Origin of the sequence: Fenollaria timonensis (assembly GCF_001457835.1) — a bacterium.
GTDB classification, from domain to species: Bacteria; Bacillota; Clostridia; order Tissierellales; family Peptoniphilaceae; genus Fenollaria; species Fenollaria timonensis.
Genome location: NZ_LN898230.1, coordinates 549,705 through 569,617, shown reverse-complemented (window position 1 = coordinate 569,617; position 19,913 = coordinate 549,705). Strand labels below are relative to the sequence as shown.

The 19,913-nt window shown below is 34.3% G+C and carries 19 protein-coding genes and 2 tRNA genes; 2 read left to right on the top strand and 19 right to left on the bottom strand.

The features are described from left to right. Positions 1–9 precede the first annotated feature (9 nt). The 18 genes from BN3004_RS05755 to rpsT form a co-directional block, all read right to left on the bottom strand. The gene (locus BN3004_RS05755) at positions 10–3,339 is read right to left on the bottom strand and encodes a penicillin-binding transpeptidase domain-containing protein (RefSeq protein WP_058260249.1); all 3,330 of its coding nucleotides are present in this window, start codon (positions 3,337–3,339) and stop codon (positions 10–12) included. Between the two features lie 8 nt (positions 3,340–3,347). Next, positions 3,348–3,839, bottom strand: coding sequence for a hypothetical protein (locus BN3004_RS05750; protein WP_058260248.1), 492 nt, complete (start codon positions 3,837–3,839; stop codon positions 3,348–3,350). Between the two features lie 4 nt (positions 3,840–3,843). Continuing rightward, positions 3,844–4,677 (bottom strand): rod shape-determining protein MreC, encoded by an 834-nt coding sequence (gene mreC / locus BN3004_RS05745; RefSeq protein WP_058260247.1) that lies wholly within the window; start codon positions 4,675–4,677, stop codon positions 3,844–3,846. A gap of 4 nt (positions 4,678–4,681) precedes the next feature. Next, positions 4,682–5,383, bottom strand: a complete 702-nt coding sequence (gene radC, locus BN3004_RS05740) for a RadC family protein (protein ID WP_058260246.1) — start codon at positions 5,381–5,383, stop codon at positions 4,682–4,684. Next, positions 5,376–5,891, bottom strand: a complete 516-nt coding sequence (locus tag BN3004_RS05735) for a Gx transporter family protein (protein WP_058260245.1) — start codon at positions 5,889–5,891, stop codon at positions 5,376–5,378. Before BN3004_RS05735 ends, radC begins: the two co-directional genes overlap by 8 nt. Beyond that, positions 5,888–6,271 (bottom strand): NusG domain II-containing protein, encoded by a 384-nt coding sequence (locus tag BN3004_RS05730; RefSeq protein WP_058260244.1) that lies wholly within the window; start codon positions 6,269–6,271, stop codon positions 5,888–5,890. The genes BN3004_RS05735 and BN3004_RS05730 overlap by 4 nt, the downstream gene beginning before the upstream one ends. 66 nt (positions 6,272–6,337) lie before the next feature. After that, positions 6,338–7,246: an RnfABCDGE type electron transport complex subunit B gene (locus tag BN3004_RS05725; RefSeq protein WP_058260243.1), complete on the bottom strand. Its 909-nt coding sequence runs from the start codon at positions 7,244–7,246 to the stop codon at positions 6,338–6,340. 10 nt (positions 7,247–7,256) lie between these two features. Continuing rightward, on the bottom strand, positions 7,257–7,832 hold the full coding sequence (rsxA, locus tag BN3004_RS05720; RefSeq protein WP_058260242.1) for an electron transport complex subunit RsxA: 576 nt from the start codon (positions 7,830–7,832) through the stop codon (positions 7,257–7,259). Continuing rightward, positions 7,833–8,429, bottom strand: coding sequence for an electron transport complex subunit RsxE (rsxE, locus tag BN3004_RS05715; RefSeq protein ID WP_058260241.1), 597 nt, complete (start codon positions 8,427–8,429; stop codon positions 7,833–7,835). A 9-nt stretch (positions 8,430–8,438) separates the two neighbouring features. After that, a complete protein-coding gene (locus tag BN3004_RS05710; RefSeq protein ID WP_058260240.1) occupies positions 8,439–9,002 on the bottom strand; it encodes an RnfABCDGE type electron transport complex subunit G in 564 nt (187 codons plus the stop codon). Then, complete coding sequence (locus BN3004_RS05705; RefSeq protein WP_058260239.1) at positions 8,999–9,955, bottom strand: RnfABCDGE type electron transport complex subunit D; 957 nt, start codon at positions 9,953–9,955, stop codon at positions 8,999–9,001. The genes BN3004_RS05710 and BN3004_RS05705 overlap by 4 nt, the downstream gene beginning before the upstream one ends. Before the next feature lie 9 nt (positions 9,956–9,964). Next, positions 9,965–11,320, bottom strand: coding sequence for an electron transport complex subunit RsxC (rsxC, locus tag BN3004_RS05700; protein ID WP_058260238.1), 1,356 nt, complete (start codon positions 11,318–11,320; stop codon positions 9,965–9,967). Between the two features lie 51 nt (positions 11,321–11,371). Continuing rightward, positions 11,372–12,913, bottom strand: a complete 1,542-nt coding sequence (locus BN3004_RS05695) for an ABC transporter substrate-binding protein (protein WP_058260237.1) — start codon at positions 12,911–12,913, stop codon at positions 11,372–11,374. After that, entirely contained in the window at positions 12,910–13,485 is a 576-nt protein-coding gene (locus BN3004_RS05690; protein WP_058260236.1) for a lytic transglycosylase domain-containing protein, read from the bottom strand. Before BN3004_RS05690 ends, BN3004_RS05695 begins: the two co-directional genes overlap by 4 nt. Further along, entirely contained in the window at positions 13,469–14,068 is a 600-nt protein-coding gene (gene coaE / locus BN3004_RS05685) for a dephospho-CoA kinase (RefSeq protein ID WP_058260235.1), read from the bottom strand. The genes BN3004_RS05690 and coaE overlap by 17 nt, the downstream gene beginning before the upstream one ends. Continuing rightward, positions 14,058–16,682: a DNA polymerase I gene (polA, locus tag BN3004_RS05680; RefSeq protein ID WP_058260234.1), complete on the bottom strand. Its 2,625-nt coding sequence runs from the start codon at positions 16,680–16,682 to the stop codon at positions 14,058–14,060. The genes coaE and polA overlap by 11 nt, the downstream gene beginning before the upstream one ends. Positions 16,683–16,816: 134 nt before the next feature. Beyond that, a tRNA-Lys gene (locus tag BN3004_RS05675) sits at positions 16,817–16,892 on the bottom strand. A 107-nt stretch (positions 16,893–16,999) separates the two neighbouring features. After that, complete coding sequence (rpsT, locus tag BN3004_RS05670; RefSeq protein WP_058260233.1) at positions 17,000–17,263, bottom strand: 30S ribosomal protein S20; 264 nt, start codon at positions 17,261–17,263, stop codon at positions 17,000–17,002. A 156-nt stretch (positions 17,264–17,419) separates the two neighbouring features. On the opposite strand from rpsT, the gene BN3004_RS08395 reads away from it, so the two are divergent. Both BN3004_RS08395 and BN3004_RS05665 read left to right on the top strand, forming a co-directional pair. Then, positions 17,420–17,517, top strand: a tRNA-Sec gene (locus tag BN3004_RS08395). An 87-nt stretch (positions 17,518–17,604) separates the two neighbouring features. Then, a complete protein-coding gene (locus BN3004_RS05665; protein ID WP_058260232.1) occupies positions 17,605–19,665 on the top strand; it encodes a phospho-sugar mutase in 2,061 nt (686 codons plus the stop codon). A gap of 55 nt (positions 19,666–19,720) precedes the next feature. Here the strand turns inward: BN3004_RS05665 and BN3004_RS05660 are convergent, their stop codons facing one another. Then, positions 19,721–19,909: a hypothetical protein gene (locus BN3004_RS05660; RefSeq protein ID WP_058260231.1), complete on the bottom strand. Its 189-nt coding sequence runs from the start codon at positions 19,907–19,909 to the stop codon at positions 19,721–19,723. Positions 19,910–19,913: the final 4 nt, after the last annotated feature.

The following is a 19,913-nucleotide window of genomic DNA, read 5'->3' as shown; positions in this document are numbered from 1 at the left end:
ATATTCTCCTTACTTTAATACCTTTGTTACAAGCGGTAAATCATTAGAAATATTTTCTTTGTTCATACCAAGGTACTCGGCTATGGCTTCTCTAACCATAGGTCCAGCGTTTATACCAGTTCCCCCTTGGAAGATTAATGCGCTCACAGCTATTTCCGGCTTTTCATATGGTGCAAAGGCAACAAACCATGCAAATGGATCATATGTTCTTCCTGTATATGGATTAACACCATTTTTCTCCGCTGTACCAGTTTTACATCCAATATTTATAGGGAAATCTTTAAAAACAGCTTTCGCAGAGCCAAGTTTACTTACCTTATGCATACCATTTTTAATAACATCTAATTCGTCTTTGCTCTTAAGACCAATGTCTTCGCCTTGTCTTTCAAATTTATAAATTTCTTCTAAACCGTCATATGATTTTATCGAATCAATTAGGGTTAATTTGTTTCTAAAACCTCCATTGGCAATAGTGGCAACATAGTTTGACATCTGTATTGGCGTATATGCTGAGTCACCTTGACCGATAGTTACATATAGCGTGTCGGCAAGATTCCATGTAGCTTGATTTAGGTAAGTGTATTTGATTATATCAGCTAAGCCCTCACGCTTGCCTGGAAGCTTCTTTTCTGTGTCAAGTCCAAGCTTGTCAAGGCCTTCGATAACTTGATTTCTAGTCATATTAGGTCCTTCTTCAAGCCATGATAATATTTCGTTTATAGCCTTATCTTTAAATACTTCATCATATCTTACATCATCTTTCACATAATTATGAAGATTGTCATTTAAATAGTTTCTTAAGTAAAATCTCATGTTTTGAAGTTTCTTTTCTGGGTTTGGAACTCCGCCTGAGAATTCATTTGGCACGTTTATCTCTATACCAGTCTTGTCGTTAAGACCAAATCTCTTCGCCATATCAACTATGTCGTCAATATATAGCTTTACTTCAAGTTTCTTGCCTAGCCTTTGGTTTTCGCCCATTGCCAAAGAATAGAAGAAGTAGTTACAAGATACCTTTAAGGCATCGCTTAAGTTGACTGAGCCGTGAGTCCTATGATAGTCTGTCCACAAAAGACATCTAAACTTCTTAGCGCCAAGCTCAGCGTATCCCATATCCGTGATTCTTGTCTCAGGACTTAAGCCTTTCTCAAGAGCCGCAAGTCCTGTACACATCTTAAATATAGAACCCGGTTGCACGGCAGTTTGTGTTGAAACATTTAGTAGTGGTCTTGCTGCAAGCGAGTTTTTGACCTCAGTAGGCTCTAAGCTGTCCCAATCATTCTTGCTTATACCAGTTGCGAATAAGTTTAGATTGTAGCCTGGGTAGCTTGCCATAGTCAAGACTTCACCCGTATTTGGATTGTTTAAAACGATGGAGCCCGACGTAGTATTATCATAAGTCCTCTTTCTCTTTCTATCCCACTCCATCTTAAAATCGCCGTACTTACTAGCAAAAGTGCCACTCTTTGGTATGGTCTTTATAGTTCTTTCAAGAAGTTTTTCACAGTTCTTTTGTAATTCAGCATCAATACTTAGGTAGATGGTATTGCCTCTGACAGGTTTTGTCTCAGAAATAACTCTAGTTTTATTACCGATTCTATCGACTTCTACAACCATCTCCCCATCTTTACCCTTAAGTAAATCTTCATAAGCCTCTTCTATACCAGTCTTACCAATTATGGAATCAGGTAAATATTTCTTTTGATTTATATACTTTTCTATCTCAGCATCTGTCGAGATCTTTCCTAGGGAGCCAATAACGTGACACATCACCGAGCCCATAGGATAATACCTAATTGGCTCTATGGATATGTTTATACCAGTATTTAAATAAAGTTTCTCTTCAATCTTAGCAACTGTTTGTGGCTTTATACCATAAGCAAAGTTGATTGGCTGATAAGCAAGTTGACCTTGCTTTAAGAATAATTCGTATATACTTAGAAGTGTTTTTGCTTCATAACGGGCATAATCTTCGTCTATGCTGTATTTCTCCATAGCTTTTTGAAGAGTTTCCTCAGGAGTTTTTTCTTCAAAATCATTCTTAAATTTGAAAATCCTGTCTAGGAAAGTCCTGTATTGAATTAAGTCAACGTACTCGAAGTCACCTGCTATGGATATCCTTGTTTGAATTTCGTCTTCAAGCATGCATTTTTGGGCATATGGTCTAATCTTATTATTGCTAATAAATTGCTCCATGATCTCTTTATTGTCCGCTTCCTTAATTAGCTCATCGATAGCAGGGATATCAGGATCAAGATTTTGGTCTTTGTATCTATATAAAACGTCTAATGTGTCTGGATTGATTATAGCTTCGACCTTTGTCTCGATATTTTTTGACCTAATTAGGTCTATAAGTATCTTGCCTGGCGCTATTACTTCATCATCTTCGTTTTTATATGCTTTGCCAAGCATATTTTTAAGCGATGTGTTCCTAAATATATTAATAAAGTCTTCCTTAGCACTTGTATCGTAAGTAACATAGTCTGGGTACTCTTTCATAAGTGATCTCTTTTGCTCAAGATATGACTCATACAAAGTGTTTACGCAGTCTTTAAGTGCAATCTTTTCAAGACCATCATTCTTATACTTTTCATAAACTAACTTTCTAATCATAGGATGTGAAAATATCCTATTAAGCACTGTGTCATCACTAACTATAATCTCAGTAACTAAGGCTCTTGGACTTAAGTCTTCATTAAACTCATTCTTTTGCTTAAAGTCTAAGAACTTGTCATTAGCAACGAATTCATACCTTTCCCCAGTGTTTTTATACTCAACTGGAAAGTCAACAAACTTTGATTTTATCGCATAAAGTGCCCTGTTTGCTAGCCTTACAACATATTCTTTATCTTCGTTTTTAAATGTCATAGACATATCAAGACAGCTGTCTAAAACTTCTTTATTCTTCATAAAATCAATAACCGTTTTAAGAGGCGACTTGTCTGTGCTTATGTAATCAGCCTCATCTTTATAGGCAAAGTAATTAAAGTCTATCGGGAAATCATTTTGATAGATAACACCATCCTCTTCAAGGCTTGTAGCAAGCTCAAGAAGTGCCTTGTTCCTATCTTCTGCCTCTAAGTTTAGCATATCGTCCTTATAAATTTGCACAGTAAAAGAAGGAAGATTGCCAGCTACTAACCTTCCATACCTGTCTCTAATCTCACCTCTTGGAGCTGTAACAGTTATTGTTCTAATTTTAGAATTGTCCGAGATATATCTGTAGTGATCACCTTCGATTAAGGTCAAGTGAGCAAGCTTAAGCACTAATATGCTCAAGACGACGATAACAACTAGATTTATAAATGTATATCTCTTATTCTTCTCAATATTATTCATGAAATCACCTAGATATCATAGTTCTTATACCTGAATATCCTCTTTGATATTAGATATGAAAGTACCCCATATAGAGCTACGAATACTATCTTTATAGAGAAAATATTTCTTGCAAGCTGCGCAATAACTACATTTACTCTCATAAAGCTTAAAAGTACATATGTAGCGAGCACATAGAATATATAAACTACTATATTAATTAAAGCTATGCTTAATAAATTCTCCATGTTAATGTTGTCTCTGATGAAATATATCATTAGATAGATTATTGTAAATAAAAATAAATTTACAAACAATACTTCATGTGCAAGTAAATCGTTTAGAGTGGCTACTAGCACTGTCCAAACTAAGCCTTCTCTCTCTTTTGCAAGTAAGGCAAGCGAAACAATTATACACAGCGTTAAGTTAAAGACAAAGTTAGGCGGCAAGAAGTTTGGCAAAATCGCTGCTTTTAATATATAGTTTATAAATAAAAAAATTAAAAACGCTAATATTTTCATCTCGCTACCTTTTTATTATAAATACATTGGAAACGTCTTTTATATCTACTGCTGCTTTTATTTTGATAATCTTCTTAAGATTGGACTCATCATTAACTACTTCAACTACTTCACCAAGGTAGATGTTTGCTGGATACTCATCAGATGAGCTAGAAGTGATAAGCTTATCACCAACAAGGACGTCTGCGTTTGAGTCAAACATGTAACCTTCGATAGTCGAGTCGAAAGTGCCGCCCATAACGCCCGATTCGTTGTTTCTAAGTATATTAAAACTTACTTTAAACTTATCGTCGTTAAGCGAAATAACTCTGGATGAATCCTTTGATGCGTCAGTAACCTTGCCTAATAGGCCTTCGATATATACATTGTTTTGTATCTCAGAAGCGCCTATAACTATGTCACCATCTTTAATACCGTCTTTTGTTCCCTTGTTGATGGTAAATCTCTTGTACCATTCATCAGGATCCATAGACGCTATCTTGGCCTTTGTTAAATCATATTTTGTATTTTGTAGTAAATTGTATTCTTTTTTAAGATAAGATGACTTCATAATAACTGTTTCGAGCTCTCTGTTCTTGTCTTCAAGCACAGTTACTTTGTCTTCAAGCTCTTTGATCTTGCTACTTGTATCATCTTTTGAAAATAAATTTTTAAAACCATTAGAAATTCTGTTTGCTCCATCATAGAAGAAGGCCGATACCTTACTCATAATATCGCTAGGAGCAGACTCAAGACTATTAAGCCCTTTCTTTTTATTGTTAAGGCTAATAATCAAGACTATGGCTAATAATAAAATTAAAATTGTGAAAAATACTTTATGTTTCTTAATAAAATTCATTCTATCACTCCATGAGATTATGTTCTTTAAAACTAAAGAATGTATCTCCAATAATTAAATGATCTAAAATAGATATACCAATAATTTTCGAGCACTCTACAAGTCTGTCAGTTAATAATTTATCCTCATTAGATGGGCTCGAGTCACCACTTGGGTGGTTATGAATAAGTATGCAGCTGCTTGCGTTGCACTTTACAAGGTCTCTAAATACGTCTCTTGGATGTACTTGCGTTGAGTTCACAGTGCCTTTAGAGACTTCGATTATCTTAATAAGTTTAAGTTTTGTATCAAGTGCAAGAACTATAAACTTTTCTTGTGGCTCGTTCATAAACTCATTTCTATAGGCTTTGTAAACCTTTTTTGGATCGTTTAAGCTTTCTGCTTCATATAGGCTAGATGGTCCTGTAAGTCTCCTTGCTAATTCAAGTGCGGCAATTATTTGACATGCCTTTGCCTTGCCAATGCCATTAACCTCAGTAAGGTCCTCTACCTTTAGTGAAGCGTAGCCATTTAAGTTATTAAATCTTTTTAAAATTTCTTTAGATAAATCAATCGCACTACTGTTTGTAGTACCTGTACCTATGATTATAGCAAGGATCTCAGCTAGTTCAAGTGCTTCTCTTCCGCGGCTAATAAGCTTTTCTCTTGGCCTTTCGTCAAGCTTTATGTCTTGCATCATTAATTTTTTCTCTTCAAAATCATTCATTTATAAACCCTCTGATATTCTTAAATCTATTGATAAAAAGTTCTGCAATTTTAGCTATAAGTATGGATGTAAATGTGCCGATAATCACAAGTATTGGCAAATATCCAAATATGACATTATTTGATAATAATATCGATGCGCATAATATTTGACCAAAATTGTGAAAGAATGCGCCGACTGCACTTACGCCATATATGCTAAAGTACTTATCGAAGTAGCGCTTAAATATATACATAAAGATTACGCTAAGTAACCCCCCAGTCATTGACATCAAAAATGCTATGATGTTACCAAATTGAAGAAATACTAATAAGTTCTTTATAATGATAATAAATATAGCGTACTTAAATGAGTAGAGATACAAAACTGCTAAAACAGCGATGTTCGCAAGCCCTATTCTTAAGCCTGGTATACTAAACGAAAGTGGTATGAAGTTTTCTATGATGCTTAAAACAACTGCAAATACAGTGAATAAAGCGATGTATATAAAATCTTTAGTCTTCATCATTTAATCACTGCATCCATTTCGTCATCATCTTTATGATCAGTTTTTGATCTTATCTCAATAATCATCCTATTTGGTATACAAACTATGCTTTGATTTGTACTATGTATCTTTCCTTGCAAAACGTCTAGCTTATTTGGACAGTCCGCCTCCAATACTCTTACGTAGTCTTTAGCAACTTCGATTTTGTTAAAGCCGAACTGCGTTTTTAATGGATATGTATATGTCTCATCTTTAAATTCTAATCTCTTATAATCTTTGCCATCTACTGAGATGGATATGTATATATCATTTGTATTAGGCGCGAAAAATTTATCTTTAATGATAAAGATAAATGAAAATAATATTAAAGATATTATTAAAACAACGTCTAATTTTTTCATATAATAACCTTCTTATTTATCGTTTTAAGGGTATGGCTCTACCATACCCTTAAAAGATAATATTGATTAATTTTCTTCTTTGCTAACAGTTTCAGCTGCCTTTGCTTCTTCCTTTGCAGGCGCATCGGCTTTTGGAGCCTCTGCCTTAGGTGCTTCAACCTTTGGAGCTGCTGGCTTTGGTTTCAAGTTCTCAGCATGAATTGCCTTTGTAGGACATTTTTGTGCACATATAGTACAGTTGATACATCCTTCGTAAACAATGTGAGCTAAGTTATTTTCAAAAGCTATAGTATCCTTTGGACAGTTCTTAACGCATATCTTGCAGCCGATACAACCTACGCTGCATGCTTCTTTAACTTTCTTGCCCATATTAGTGTTTTTACACTTAACAAATACCTTGCTCTTGTATGGAACCATCTCGATAATTTTCTTTGGACATACGCCAACACATATCTTACAAGCCTTACATTTATCCTTTAGAACAAATGCAACACCATTTCTCATCTCTATAGCATCGAATGGACATGCCTTAACACAAGATGCACAACCAACGCATCCAAACTCACATGACTTTGGTCCGCCTGATATTTGTGATGCAAATGAACAGCTTTCTATGCCTTTATAATCGTATTTAATTTTTGTTTTGTCGCAATCGCCTTGGCATAATACATTGGCAACCATCTTTTCAGAGCTACCTGCATCAACACCAAGTATTTCAGCTATCTTACTTGCGCATGTTGCTCCACCTACTGGACATGCATTAACAGGTGCATCGCCCTTAGCGATTGCATTTGCAAGTCCTTCGCAACCAGGGAAACCACAAGCACCGCAGTTAGCTCCTGGTAGTGCAGATAATACTTTATCTACAGTTGGATCTAGTTTTACTTCAAATACTTTTGAAGCTATTGATAGTAAAACAGCGAATATCAAGCCTATGATACCACAGACTGCTATAGGTATTAAATATACTTCCATATTCTACCTCCTATACTAGTCCTGAGAAGCCCATAAACGCGATAGACATAAGTCCAGCTGCGATTAGTGCAAGAGGCATTCCCTTAAGTGGCTCAGGTACATCAACAAGTTCAAGCTTTTCTCTTAGTGAAGAAAGTAGTATTAGTGCTAAACCAAAACCAAGTGATGCGCCTATAGCGTTTGTAATTACTTCAAATATGTTGTATTCACTTTGAATGTTAAGTATAGCAACACCAAGTACCATACAGTTTGTTGTGATTAGTGGTAAGAATACACCCATAGCTCCGTAAAGTGCTGGTGATATCTTCTTTATAACCATTTCAACAAATTGTACTAAGGATGCTATGATAAGTATAAATACAATTGTTTGTAAATATCCTAAGTTAAATGGGTTAAGTAATAGTATTTGTACATAATAAGTTATGATTGAAGCAAGTGTAACAACGAATGTTACAGCCACACTCATACCTGTAGCTGTCTCTACCTTACTTGAAACACCAAGGAACGGACAAATTCCTAAGAATTGAGCGAAAACGTAGTTGTTTACAAAAATTGTAGAAATTAAAATCTTAAATATTGTTCCCATCTAGTTTTCCTCCTTCTTTTTGCTCTTTAATAAGTAAATGTTAAAGATGGCTACGAATATACCTAGAACAATGAATGCTCCTGGAGGAAGTACAAATAAACTAGCTCCTTGGAAGATTTGTTTGCCCCAGATTGATCCAGCGCCTATTAATTCTCTAACAAAACCTAATGCGCATATTGCGATAGCATAACCTAGACCAGATGCAAAACCATCTATCATTGAGTAGAAAACGTTGTTCTTTGATGCAAAGCTTTCTGCTCTTGCAAGTATCATACAGTTAACTACGATAAGTGGAATGAATAAGCCTAGTTGCTTATACATATCTGGTAAATATGCGTGTAATACTAAGTCTATGATAGTAACGAATGTTGCTATGATAACTATATATATAGGTATTCTTATCTTTGAAGGAATAATCTTTCTTAATAAAGAAATAAATATGTTCGATAGGATTGTAACTATCATTACAGCAACTGCCATTGTAACTGAGTTTTTAAGAGTACTAGAGATGGCAAGTACTGAGCATAGACCAACTAATTGTGACAATATTGGGTTGCCGTCAACCATACCGTCTTTAAATATTTTTGATATCTTCATCTCGCACCTCTACTTTATCTTACTTAATGCGTCAATTGCTTGATTAACAGCTTCTACAGTTGCTCTTGAGGAGATAGTTGAGCCTGATATAGCTTGTATTTCTTCTCCAGAAGCGCTCTTTGATAAAACTAATTCATTGCTTGCATCTTTATCAACAAATTGATCTTTGAACTCATCATCTTCGATTCTATCGCCTAGTGATGGTGTCTCTTTGTGTGATAAAACAAGTATCTTAGTAATCTTATCTTCTGCAACGCCTGTTAATATAACAACGTCTCCGCCATAACCTGATCCAGAAGTTTTGAATGTGTATCCTATAACTGAACCATCTTTTTTCGCTTCGTATATATCTTGAATCTTTTTATTTTCACTCTTTAAGCTTTCAAGTTTTGCTGCATCAAGCTGATCAAAGCTATCAGCTTCTGGAATTAATTCTTTGAAAGCAGCTTGAGTTTCTTCATATTCCCTTTGGTCTATGATAGGCTTAGTCAAACTGTTTGTGTAAGATAAAACTCCACCAGAGAAAGCTGCAATGATGAATAATATTAAACCAAGTTTTAATGTTTCTTTCATTTGCTCTTAACCTCCCCAAATACCTTAGGTGTAGTTAATGACTCGATTAATGGTGTAGCTGTGTTCATAAGTATGATCGCATATGAAACACCTTCTGCCATACCGCCATATATTCTGATTATAGCAGTGATTAGACCGCAGCCTATAGCAAATATGATTCTACCATTAGGTGTTACAGGACATGTAACGAAATCTGTTGCCATGAAGAAGGCACCTAGTATAAGTCCTCCGCCAAGTATATGGTATGGCAATAAGCTTATGTCGACACCAAATGCTAGTAATAATACTGCTGTAGTTAAAATATATAAGCAAGGTATTTTCCAATCAATAACTTTCTTTACTATTAAGTAGATTCCGCCAAGAATCAATAGTATAGAACATGTTTCACCTATAACTCCACCGATGTTACCAATTGCCATGTCCATAAGTGATGGCAATTCAGCTGTTGTACCTGACTTCATTAGTTGAAGTGGTGTAGCTGATGCTACTCCGTCAGGTGTGATGTAATTAGTTATAAGTCCTGGCCAAGATGCCATGATAGCTGCTCTTGCTCCAAGTGCTGGGTTCATAAAGTTTGAACCGATTCCACCGAAGATTTGTTTTACTATGCATATAGCAAAGAAACCGCCAAATACTGGCATCCACCATGGTGCACTTGCTGGTAAGTTAAATGCTAATAAAATTCCTGTAATTACAGCTGATAAATCACTAACTGTAACTTTCTTTTTGAATAACTTTTGCATAAGTACTTCTGCTACAACGCATGAAGCTACTGATACTACTGTTAGCATTAAAGCGTTCATACCGAAAAAGTAGATACTTGCTGCTAAAGCTGGTAGTAATGCTATGATAACGTCTAGCATCATCTTTTGAGTAGTATCCTTAGAACGCAAATATGGAGCTAAGCTTACTCTGTAAAGCTTTTCTTCTTGTAAATTTTTATTTGTTTCCATATTTCCCTCCTATCTAGATCTTCTTAGAGATTGTTTTATCTCTCTCTTTGCTACTGAAATTCTTTCAGCTAAGAATCTCTTTGCAGGACAAACATATGAACAAGATCCGCATACAATACAGCTTTGAGCGTTGTATTTGTCGCACATCTTAAGGTTGCCTAGCTCTTGATATCTTGAGATATAAAGTGGCATTAAGTGTACTGGACAAGCTTCTACGCACTTACCGCATTTTATGCATTGGCTTTCTTCTTCATCTTTGTAGTCGTTATCAGTTAATAGGATTATACCTGATGTATTCTTTGATATAGGAGTATCTAATGAATATTGAGCAACACCTGTCATTGGTCCACCAACTATAACTTTTGTAACATCGCCATTAAAGCCGCCAGATTGTTCAACTAGATCTCTAATAGATGTTCCAACATATGCGTTGATGTTCTTAGGTGTTTTTACTCCGTTACCTGTAACTGTAACTACTCTCTTATGTGATACGTGACCAAATGTTACTGCATCGTAGATAGCTACGAAGGTACCAACATTACTTACAAATGTATTAACATTCTTAGTTCTTCCTCCTTGAGGAACTTTTCTACCTAAGATAGAGTCAACCATTCTATAAGCGTCCCCTTGAGGGAATTTAGTTTTAAGTACTGCTACTTTGATGAACTTGTCATCTTTTAATTTTTCTTCTAGTAGGTCAATAGCGTCTTGTTTATTATCTTCAATTCCTATGTAAGCACTGCTAACATTAAGATATTTCATAACTATCCTAAGGCCGCCTATCATTCTGTCTGAATATTCAAGCATCATTCTGTGGTCACATGTCAAGAACGGCTCGCATTCAGCAGCATTGATGATTATAGTGTCTATGGTGCCATCATCAGACGATTGTAATTTTGCAAATGATGGGAACGCTCCTCCACCCATGCCTATAATTCCTGCTTCTTTAATTAGTTCGATGATTTTTTCTTTAGATAAGTTTCTAAAGTCACCGTAACCTTCCATTAAAAGTTCACTACTGTTTGGATTGCCTAGTGCTTCTAATTCTTCATCACTTGCTTTTTCAATAGTGATTGAATTAACTAGCCAGCCTCCTGTAGTGTAAACTTTGCCAATATCTCTAACTATACCAGAAATACTTGCATGAACAGGAGCAAATAAAGATGCATCGCTGTCACCAATCTTTTGGCCTTCTCTAACGAAGTCGCCTTTTTTAACAAGCGGCGTACATTCAGCACCAACGTGTTGATTTAGTGGAATAACAACTTTATTAGGCTCTTTTTGCTCTTCAATAGCTTGTTTTTCTGATAATTCCTTGTACTCGGGCATATGAACGCCTCCAGTAAAGGTCTTAAGTATTGACATAAAATCACCCCATTTCACAAATAAATATTATAACATTAAATTCGAATAATATCAAGACTTTGCGCTCACAATAATTAAATCTTTTATCTTCGAATAAAGGTTTTGAAAATTAATCTTGCCATCAAAAATCATATTCTCTTTAAATATTAAAGCATTCTTCTCATATCCAAGTGGTATATATATCTTTTCATCTTGAAGAAAATTATTTATTTCTTTGTATTCTATCTTATTAGTATATAAATTATTAAGTAGAGCCTCATATCTATCGTCTGAGTAGCCCATAAAGTTATTAGCGGATCTATTTGAAAACATATAGCTTAGATCAAAGGCGTTGTTAACTAGGTACTCACCAACATAGATGTCATAGTTCTCATTAAAGCTAATCTCGCTCGCATCCTTTGCAAGCATCTCTACTTTAAAGCCTGCGTTATCAAGCTGTGTGTAAATAATATTTGCAATCGCTCTTTTCTTCGCGTCGTTTTTATTATATAGTATGCTTAGCTTAATAAGCTTATTATTTTCATCGACGTACTGATGATTTTCGTTCTTCTTTATACTTAGCTTAGATAAATCCTCTTTCTCTTTTATATCGTGAAGGCCAAAAATTGATTCTTCAGGATAAAAGCCTTGGCATAAAGCTAAATTGCTTGAGAAAACCTCTTTATTGATCAGTTCCTTATTTATGCTAGCTTCAACTAGCTTTCTTAAGTCAATTGATGGCTTCTTCTTATGGTTAAAGCCAATATAATAAAGCTTATTCGATGGAAATTCAATTACAGAATACTTTGAGCTGTTTAAAAACGCTGAGTAATTTGAATCAAAAGCTGTGTATATATCAAGCTTACCAGTTTCGAATATGCCCTCAATATTAGCAGGGTTCTCTATAACTATGCCTGTAACTGTGTCAATAGATGCTTGACCATTGAAGTAGGACTTGTTTTTCTCTAAGATAAGTAATTTATTGTTCTCATATGACTTAAACTTGAATGGCCCTGTGCCATTAGGCGTGTAATTATTGTAGTCATCTGTTGCTGATATGATAGGAAAAGTTAATTTATACAAATTATTTTGACTTGCACTTGCAAATTTAACTTCTACACTGTTATTATCAAGTCTATTGATAGTGAAATTTGCTGATCCATTAAAAATTTTATTTCCTTCGTCATTTATCAAATTATAATAAAAGGACCTATCCTTATTATTTAAGATATAATTATATGAAAAGATAACATCATCCGCGCTTAAAACTTTGCCATTATGAAATTTAACGCCCTCTCTTAACTTGATTCTATAAGTTCTCTCATCCACCTTTTCTACCGAACTCGCTAGCAAATTATTTAATGATGAATCATCATTGATTTCTAAAAGGCTTGAGTAAATAAGGTCTTTAAAGTAATAATAGTATAGGTTGTCATTAAGTATAGGATTAAATGTCTTAAATGGTGTTAAAGGCAGATTGATATTGCCTCCTTGAGATAGTAGATAAGCTTCACTCGCCTCGTTTTGTGCGCCTTCGTTATCATCAGTTTTCTTGCAAGAAATTAGACTTACGCAAAGCACTAATACTAATATTAATAATATTTTCTTCTTCATTTGCTAAAGTCCTCCAATATACTTGAAAGCTCATCTAGAAAAATTCCATACTTATCCATAAAGTTAATGATATTTCTTGTCAATCTAATTTCTCTTACATATTTTCTTGTCTCTTCGAAATCCACGTAATTATCCATTTCATTTTTATTGTAGCCTTCAGCATTTATCCAGCGCTTAGCATTTTCAGGACCTGCGTTGTATGCAAGGAGCGCATGCTCTTCATCTGAATCCATAAGCTTCATTAAGTATGACAAATAATATGTCCCTAGTCTAATATTGTTATCAGCAGCTTCTATCCTGTAATCATCTATATTTAGCTTGTCCATAAGCCACATAGCTGTCGACGGCATAAGCTGCATAAGGCCTATAGCACCCTTTGATGAAACCGCCGTCTCCTTAAAGCGTGACTCCTTAAATATAACTGCCTTGACAAATGATTTATCTACACCGTATTCTGTAGAGTACTTATCTATGATATCATCATACTTTCTAGGTATAAAATGTAGATAAACTAGCTCAATAACAAAAATTATTAAGAATAGTTTTATTAAAAATTTAATTAGCTTCTTCATTTATTCTCTCCAAAGTTTTCAAGACCTCTATTTTTAAATCAGAATGAGTAGAATTGTTTAATATAATGTAGTCAGCTAACTTAGCCTTTTCATCATTCGTAACACGAGTATCTATCCTAGACACAGCCTCTTCCTTAGTAATATTGTTTCTACTCATAAGTCTTTCAACTTGTATATCTTTATCAATATCTACAAAGATTATGCCTTTTATCTCAATATTTGCTTCATCAAAATATTTTTTCGCTTCAAAAAATACTGGCACTTCGATAAAATTAATGCCATCTACTAGCATATCTTTGATTTTTTTATAAACAAGAGGATGCACAAAGGCTTCCACCTTTTCTTTAAAGGCAGTATCTGTAAATATAGCGCATCTCATCTTATCTTTATCAAGCTTTAAGCCTTCGGTAAAATATTCTTTGCCTATTAGCTCTTTAAAGCTCTTTAAAAATTCTTCATCCTTATATAGCTCCTTCACAACATCATCCGCGCTGATGGTCATATATCCTTCATCAGCAATGATTTTCAATACAGATGACTTTCCCGAAGCAATGGAGCCAGTCAAAATATAATTATTTTGCATCGTACCAATTATCCGCTTGATTGATATCAACTTTTAGATCCATATCAAGGCCATCAATATTTTCCATTAGATCCTTGATTATGTCTTTAACTCTATCCGCTTCTTCTTTCTTTACTTCAACAACGATTTCGTCATGAACAGTTACAATTATATGAGCAGCTATATCTTCTTCTCTAAATTTATTGAATATCTTAACTATGGCGATCTTAATTATGTCCGCGCTTGTGCCTTGTATAGGCATATTAAGCGCAACTCTCTCGCCAAATGCTCTTATATTGTAATTTGAATTTTGAAGCTCTGGTATATTTCTTCTTCTATTGAAAAGTGTCTTTACATAGCCATCTTCCTTAGCCTTTTCAACCACGTCATTCATATACTTGTGAACGCCAGAGAACTTTTCAAAGTAATTATCGATGTATTCTTTTGCTTCTTTTCTTGAAATCCCTAAGTCTTGTGACAATGAATAGTCACTTATACCATAAACAATGCCGAAGTTAACAGCCTTTGCTCTACTTCTGTGCTCACTATCAACCTCGTCAAATGGAATACCAAAGACCTCCGAAGCTGTTTTTCTGTGTATATCTAAGCCCTCTTCAAAAGCGTGAAGCATCTTTTCATCATTTGCAATATAGGCAAGTATCCTTAGCTCGATTTGTGAGTAGTCGCTATCAAGCAGTGTGTAGCCATCCTCGCTCACAAAGGCTTTTCTAATCTTTCTACCAGCCTCAGTCCTTATAGGAATGTTTTGAAGGTTTGGATCTTGCGATGAAATCCTTCCAGTCGCTGTATTTGTTTGATTAAAGTAGGAGTGTATCCTGCCAGTCTCGTCAATTAAGTCCTTAAGACCGTCAATATATGTTGATTTAAGCTTTTGATAAGTTCTGTACTCAACGATTTGATCCGCAATTGGATGCTTATTTGAAAGCTTCTCCAAAACCTCCGCATCAGTCGAATAGCCCGTCTTAGTCTTTTTGATAGGCTTAATACCAAGCTTATCAAAAAGTATTTCACTTAGCTTCTTAGGTGAATTCACATTAAATTCTTCACCTGCTAAGCTAAATATAATTCTTTCCTTTTCCTTAATAAATTCGTCGTATTCCTCTCCAAGCCTTAAAAGTTCATCTCTGTCGACCTTAAAGCCTGTAAATTCCATATCTGCCAAAGCTTCACTAAGCGGAAGCTCTATATCGTAGAAAAGAGTTTTTTCGTCTAGACTGTCAATCTTTCCCTTGAGTATTGGATAAACATCTTTTATAGTCTTGATCTCATTACTTAGGACTTCGCTTGCCACATCCATGTCAATGGCTGAAACCACTTTAGTCCTAATTTTTTCCTTCTTATATATATCGTCAAATGAATTTATTTGTCTTTGCAAATAGTCCATAGCCATGTTTTGTATGCTATAGTTTGATTTGTTTGAATCAATTAAATAGTAGGCGATGGCTGTGTCAAAGGCAAAGTTTTTAATCAATATACCTTCTTTTTGTGCTAAGACATAAGCCTTTTTGATATCGTGTGAAACTTTTTTAATATTTTCATTTTCTAAAATATTTTTAATGCAAGATAAATTATCAGTTTTAATTATATAAACTTTGTCTAGTATAAAACTTATATATAAAATATCTGAAGTGAAGTATTTATCTGTATCAGTAGTGATGTTAAAGATGAATTCATCCTTTATTTTATCAAGAGCTTTTAAATTATCTTCATCAAGTATTTCTACTTCTAAATTATTTTCTGCTACTTCAATTTTTTTACTGCCTTCTAGAGAGTTAAGTCTAGAATTTAGTTCTAATTCTTCAAAAATTTCTCTAAGCGCATCATTGTTAGCATCGTTTATTTTATAATCATCGATGTTCATTGATATATCAACGTCTTTAACTATAGTCGCAAGCTTTTTAGATAGAAAGGCCATGTCCTTGCCGTCTTTTATCCTTTGATTAGTCTTATTATCTTTAAGTTCGTCAATATGCTCATAAAGATTTTCTATAGTTCTGTACTCACTAAGTATTTTTAAAGAAGTCTTCTCGCCAATGCCATAAATACCAGGAATATTATCAGATTGATCACCCATAAGAGCCTTTAAGTCGATAAATTCGTCGGGACTAAGACCATAAACCTCGTTCATCTTTTCTATATTATATGTATCAAACTCACTTACGCCCCTCTTAGTGATGATAACGTCTGTATCGTCCTTAATTAGCTGTAAGTAGTCCTTGTCACCTGTTATAAGCACTTTCTTGACGTTCTTATCATCAATCATAGTCAAAGTGCCTGCAAGGTCATCCGCCTCAAAGCCAGCCTTGTCCAAAACCTTAATGCCCATCTTAGTAAGAATGTCTTTCAGTATTGGGAATTGAACACTTAGCTCATCAGGAAATTTCATTCTATTGCCTTTATAATCATCATAGATATCTTTTCTGAAAGTTTTTTCTTTTCTATCAAATACCACGCAGATGTATTTTGGATCGTAGTCAGACTTAATCTTGTCAAGCATGTTTAAAAAACCATAGATACCGTTAGTAAATATGCCTTTCTTGTTACTCAATAATCTAATTGCATAAAAAGCTCTGTTAAGTAAGCTTGAACCGTCTATAATTACAAAATTTTCCACTATCATCACCTGCTAATATCTTAACATTAAATGAGGTATTTGTCAATTAATTAAGATCACAAATACATTGATTTATAAGCTCATTAAATACTTTTGAGCATAAAAAAAGAAACGTGCAAATACACGTTTCTTCGTGGTGGACCATCAGGGACTCGAACCCTGGACCCACTGATTAAGAGTCAGTTGCTCTACCACCTGAGCTAATGGTCCAAAACTACCTTACCATTATACAACAAGAATTCTAATTTGTAAAGGGTTTTTTTAAAATTTTTTAAAAAATTTAATTTAGTTAAAAGAGACAATAAGGTCTCTTCTAACTAAACAGCCTTATTTAACTTGTGAGTTAATCTACTCATCTTTCTAGCTACTTTATTCTTGTGGAATAAGTTTCTTTGTTCAGCCTTCTTTAATTTTTTATCTATAACTTTAAGTACTTCTCTAGCTTCATCTGTTTTGCCTTCGTTAACCAATAATTCAAATCTCTTTATAAGGTTCTTAAGCTCAGTCTTTCTAGATTTATTTACTAAAGTTTTATTTTTAATAACTGATATTCTTTTCTTCGCAGATTTAATGTTTGCCAATAATCTCACCTCCAAATTTCATAACATTGATATTTTACCATAAATTTATAGAAATAGCAAGACTTTTTTTAAATTTTCTTTATTTTTTCTAAAAAATGTCTTAATAATATAAAATACTTGTAAAATAGCTTTAATTATGCTATAATAAATAAGTCTGGGGGTAGATGAGTCCTGGTGGGCTCTCCGGTCTTCAAAACCGTGCATGTGGGGTTTGTAGCTTCATAGGTGTGTTCGATTCGCACATACTCCCGCCATATATGATTAAACTAGTTTTAGTTTGATCTTTTTTATTGTTTATCTCCCCCATATGTATTATAATATAGATATGAAGGAGTGATTCAATGAGTAAAATACTGAATTTCAAAAATAAGAACGACGATCAAAACGCAAAAGATAATAAATCATATACAAAAACCATTGCAACTAAGCCATACAAATTCACTTACGCTAATTACAAAAGTGGACTTATCCTTTCTTATATATATATAAATGACAAGTCTTATGAGGTGAAGAGCTATTACGAAGCGTATGAGCTTATGCTTAAAATTCTTTCTCAAGATTATGGTGAGGCTATATTAAAATATTTTGATGAAAATGCCTTAAATTCTACTAAGAGCTCTGACTTTACTAGACCTTATAAGTTTATAAGTGTCTATATTGAAACAAAGCTTGAAACGAAAAAGCTGCTTAAGCTAATGGATGAGCTAGCTAAACTTTGCGGCGTTAATTATTATCTATTATCAAATAAAAAGAAACTTAAGATTAATAGCGCAAACGAAAGATATATCTCCTGGCTAAGCTACTCAAGCATTAGCACTAAGGACGATGCGGCTCTTAAAAAGATGAGCGAAGATGAAATTAAAAACAATTTTGCGAGTGATCTTGTCTTTGGAACGGCTGGCCTTAGGGGTAAGCTTGGTCTCGGCACAAACATGATGAACGTCTACACAGTTAAACTTGCTGCCAAAGCCATTGCCCTAGTATTAAAAGAAAAATTTGATGCGCCATCTGTTGTCATTGGCTACGATACAAGACATATGTCAGAGGGCTTTGCTCATCTTAGCAAAAACATCTTCACAAATGAAGGCATAAAGGTATATCTATTTGATGAGGCTCTTCCAACGCCTTTCGTGAGCTACGGCATAAGGCATTACAAGGCATCTGCTGGGGTTATGGTTACTGCGAGCCACAATCCAAAGGATTACAACGGCTACAAGGTCTACAACGAGCACGGATCTCAAATACTTGAGGAAATGGCTGAGCTTGTGCAAAGCAAGATGAAATCTGTAAACTTTGATAAAATTTCTATTAGAGAGAAAAATGATAAATATCTAAAAATGATTGACGATGAATTTTTTGACTCTTATTATAAGGACCTCTACTCTATCAAAATGGATGTAGATATGGATAAAAATATAAATTTTGTCTACACACCTCTTAATGGTACTGGTCTTAAGCCTATTGTCAAAGTGATTAAGGACTTTGGCTTCACAAATTATCATATACCTAAAATTCAAGAGCATCCTGACCCTGACTTTACTAGCTGCCCTTACCCTAATCCTGAGTTTAAAGAAGCATTTAACGAGGCTATAAAGCTTGCGAAAGAAAAAAATGCTGACGCGATATTCGCAAGCGACCCTGATTGCGACAGAATTAATATGGCTGTGAAAAAAGATGATGAATATATGATTTTGGATGGCAACAGAGTCGGAGCTCTTATGCTTGACTTTATTCTTAATCATACAAAAGTGTCAAAAACTTCATATCTTGTTAAGTCCATCGTTACATCAGATTTTGCGAAAGCCATTGCCGAGGACCATGGTCTTGAATCGGCTGACGTTTTGACCGGCTTTAAGAATATCTGTAAGCTTGCTAATGACTTTGAAACTGTGAGTGACAAGCACTTTTTATTTGGCTTTGAAGAGAGCATCGGCTATGTCTATAGAGATTTTGTAAGAGACAAAGACGCTGTTAACGCCTTTATGATTCTTATTCAAATGACTGCTTATTATAAAAAGCAAAATATAAATATCTTGGATCATTTAAATAGTCTTTACGAAAAGTACGGCTACTTCGTTCAAGCGCAAGAGTCCATAGTCTTTGAAGTACTTGACGGCAAGGACAAGATGGCTAAAATTATGGATAAGTTCAGAAAAAATTACAAGACGGGGATCGATAGGCTTAAATTTATTAAGAGAGTCGACTACTTAAATGATGAAACTGGTCTAGATAAGTCAAACGTGCTTAAGTACTACATCGATGACTACTCATGGATAGCAATCAGGCCATCGGGTACTGAGCCAAAGATTAAGTTCTATTTCTCGATAAGAGCAAATAATGAAGCTGAAGCAAAAAAAGAATTAGATAGAATTAAAACTATTGTTTTAGAAAAAATAAAATAATTTTACATTATAAATGGCTATGAAATCAATCATAGCCATTGTTTTTTATATTCAATTAGTCTTCTATAAGTGCGTCTAGCTCCTCAAGTCTATCTATCCAAGCAAGATCGTCTTTATCTTGCTTCTTTGCTTTTTTATGCTTAGTATCTTTATCATTATTAAATAAAGATAGAAGTAATACTATAGGGAAAAACACTATCATAAAGATTACTTTTACGAATCCAATTAAGATCTTAATAATCATAAGC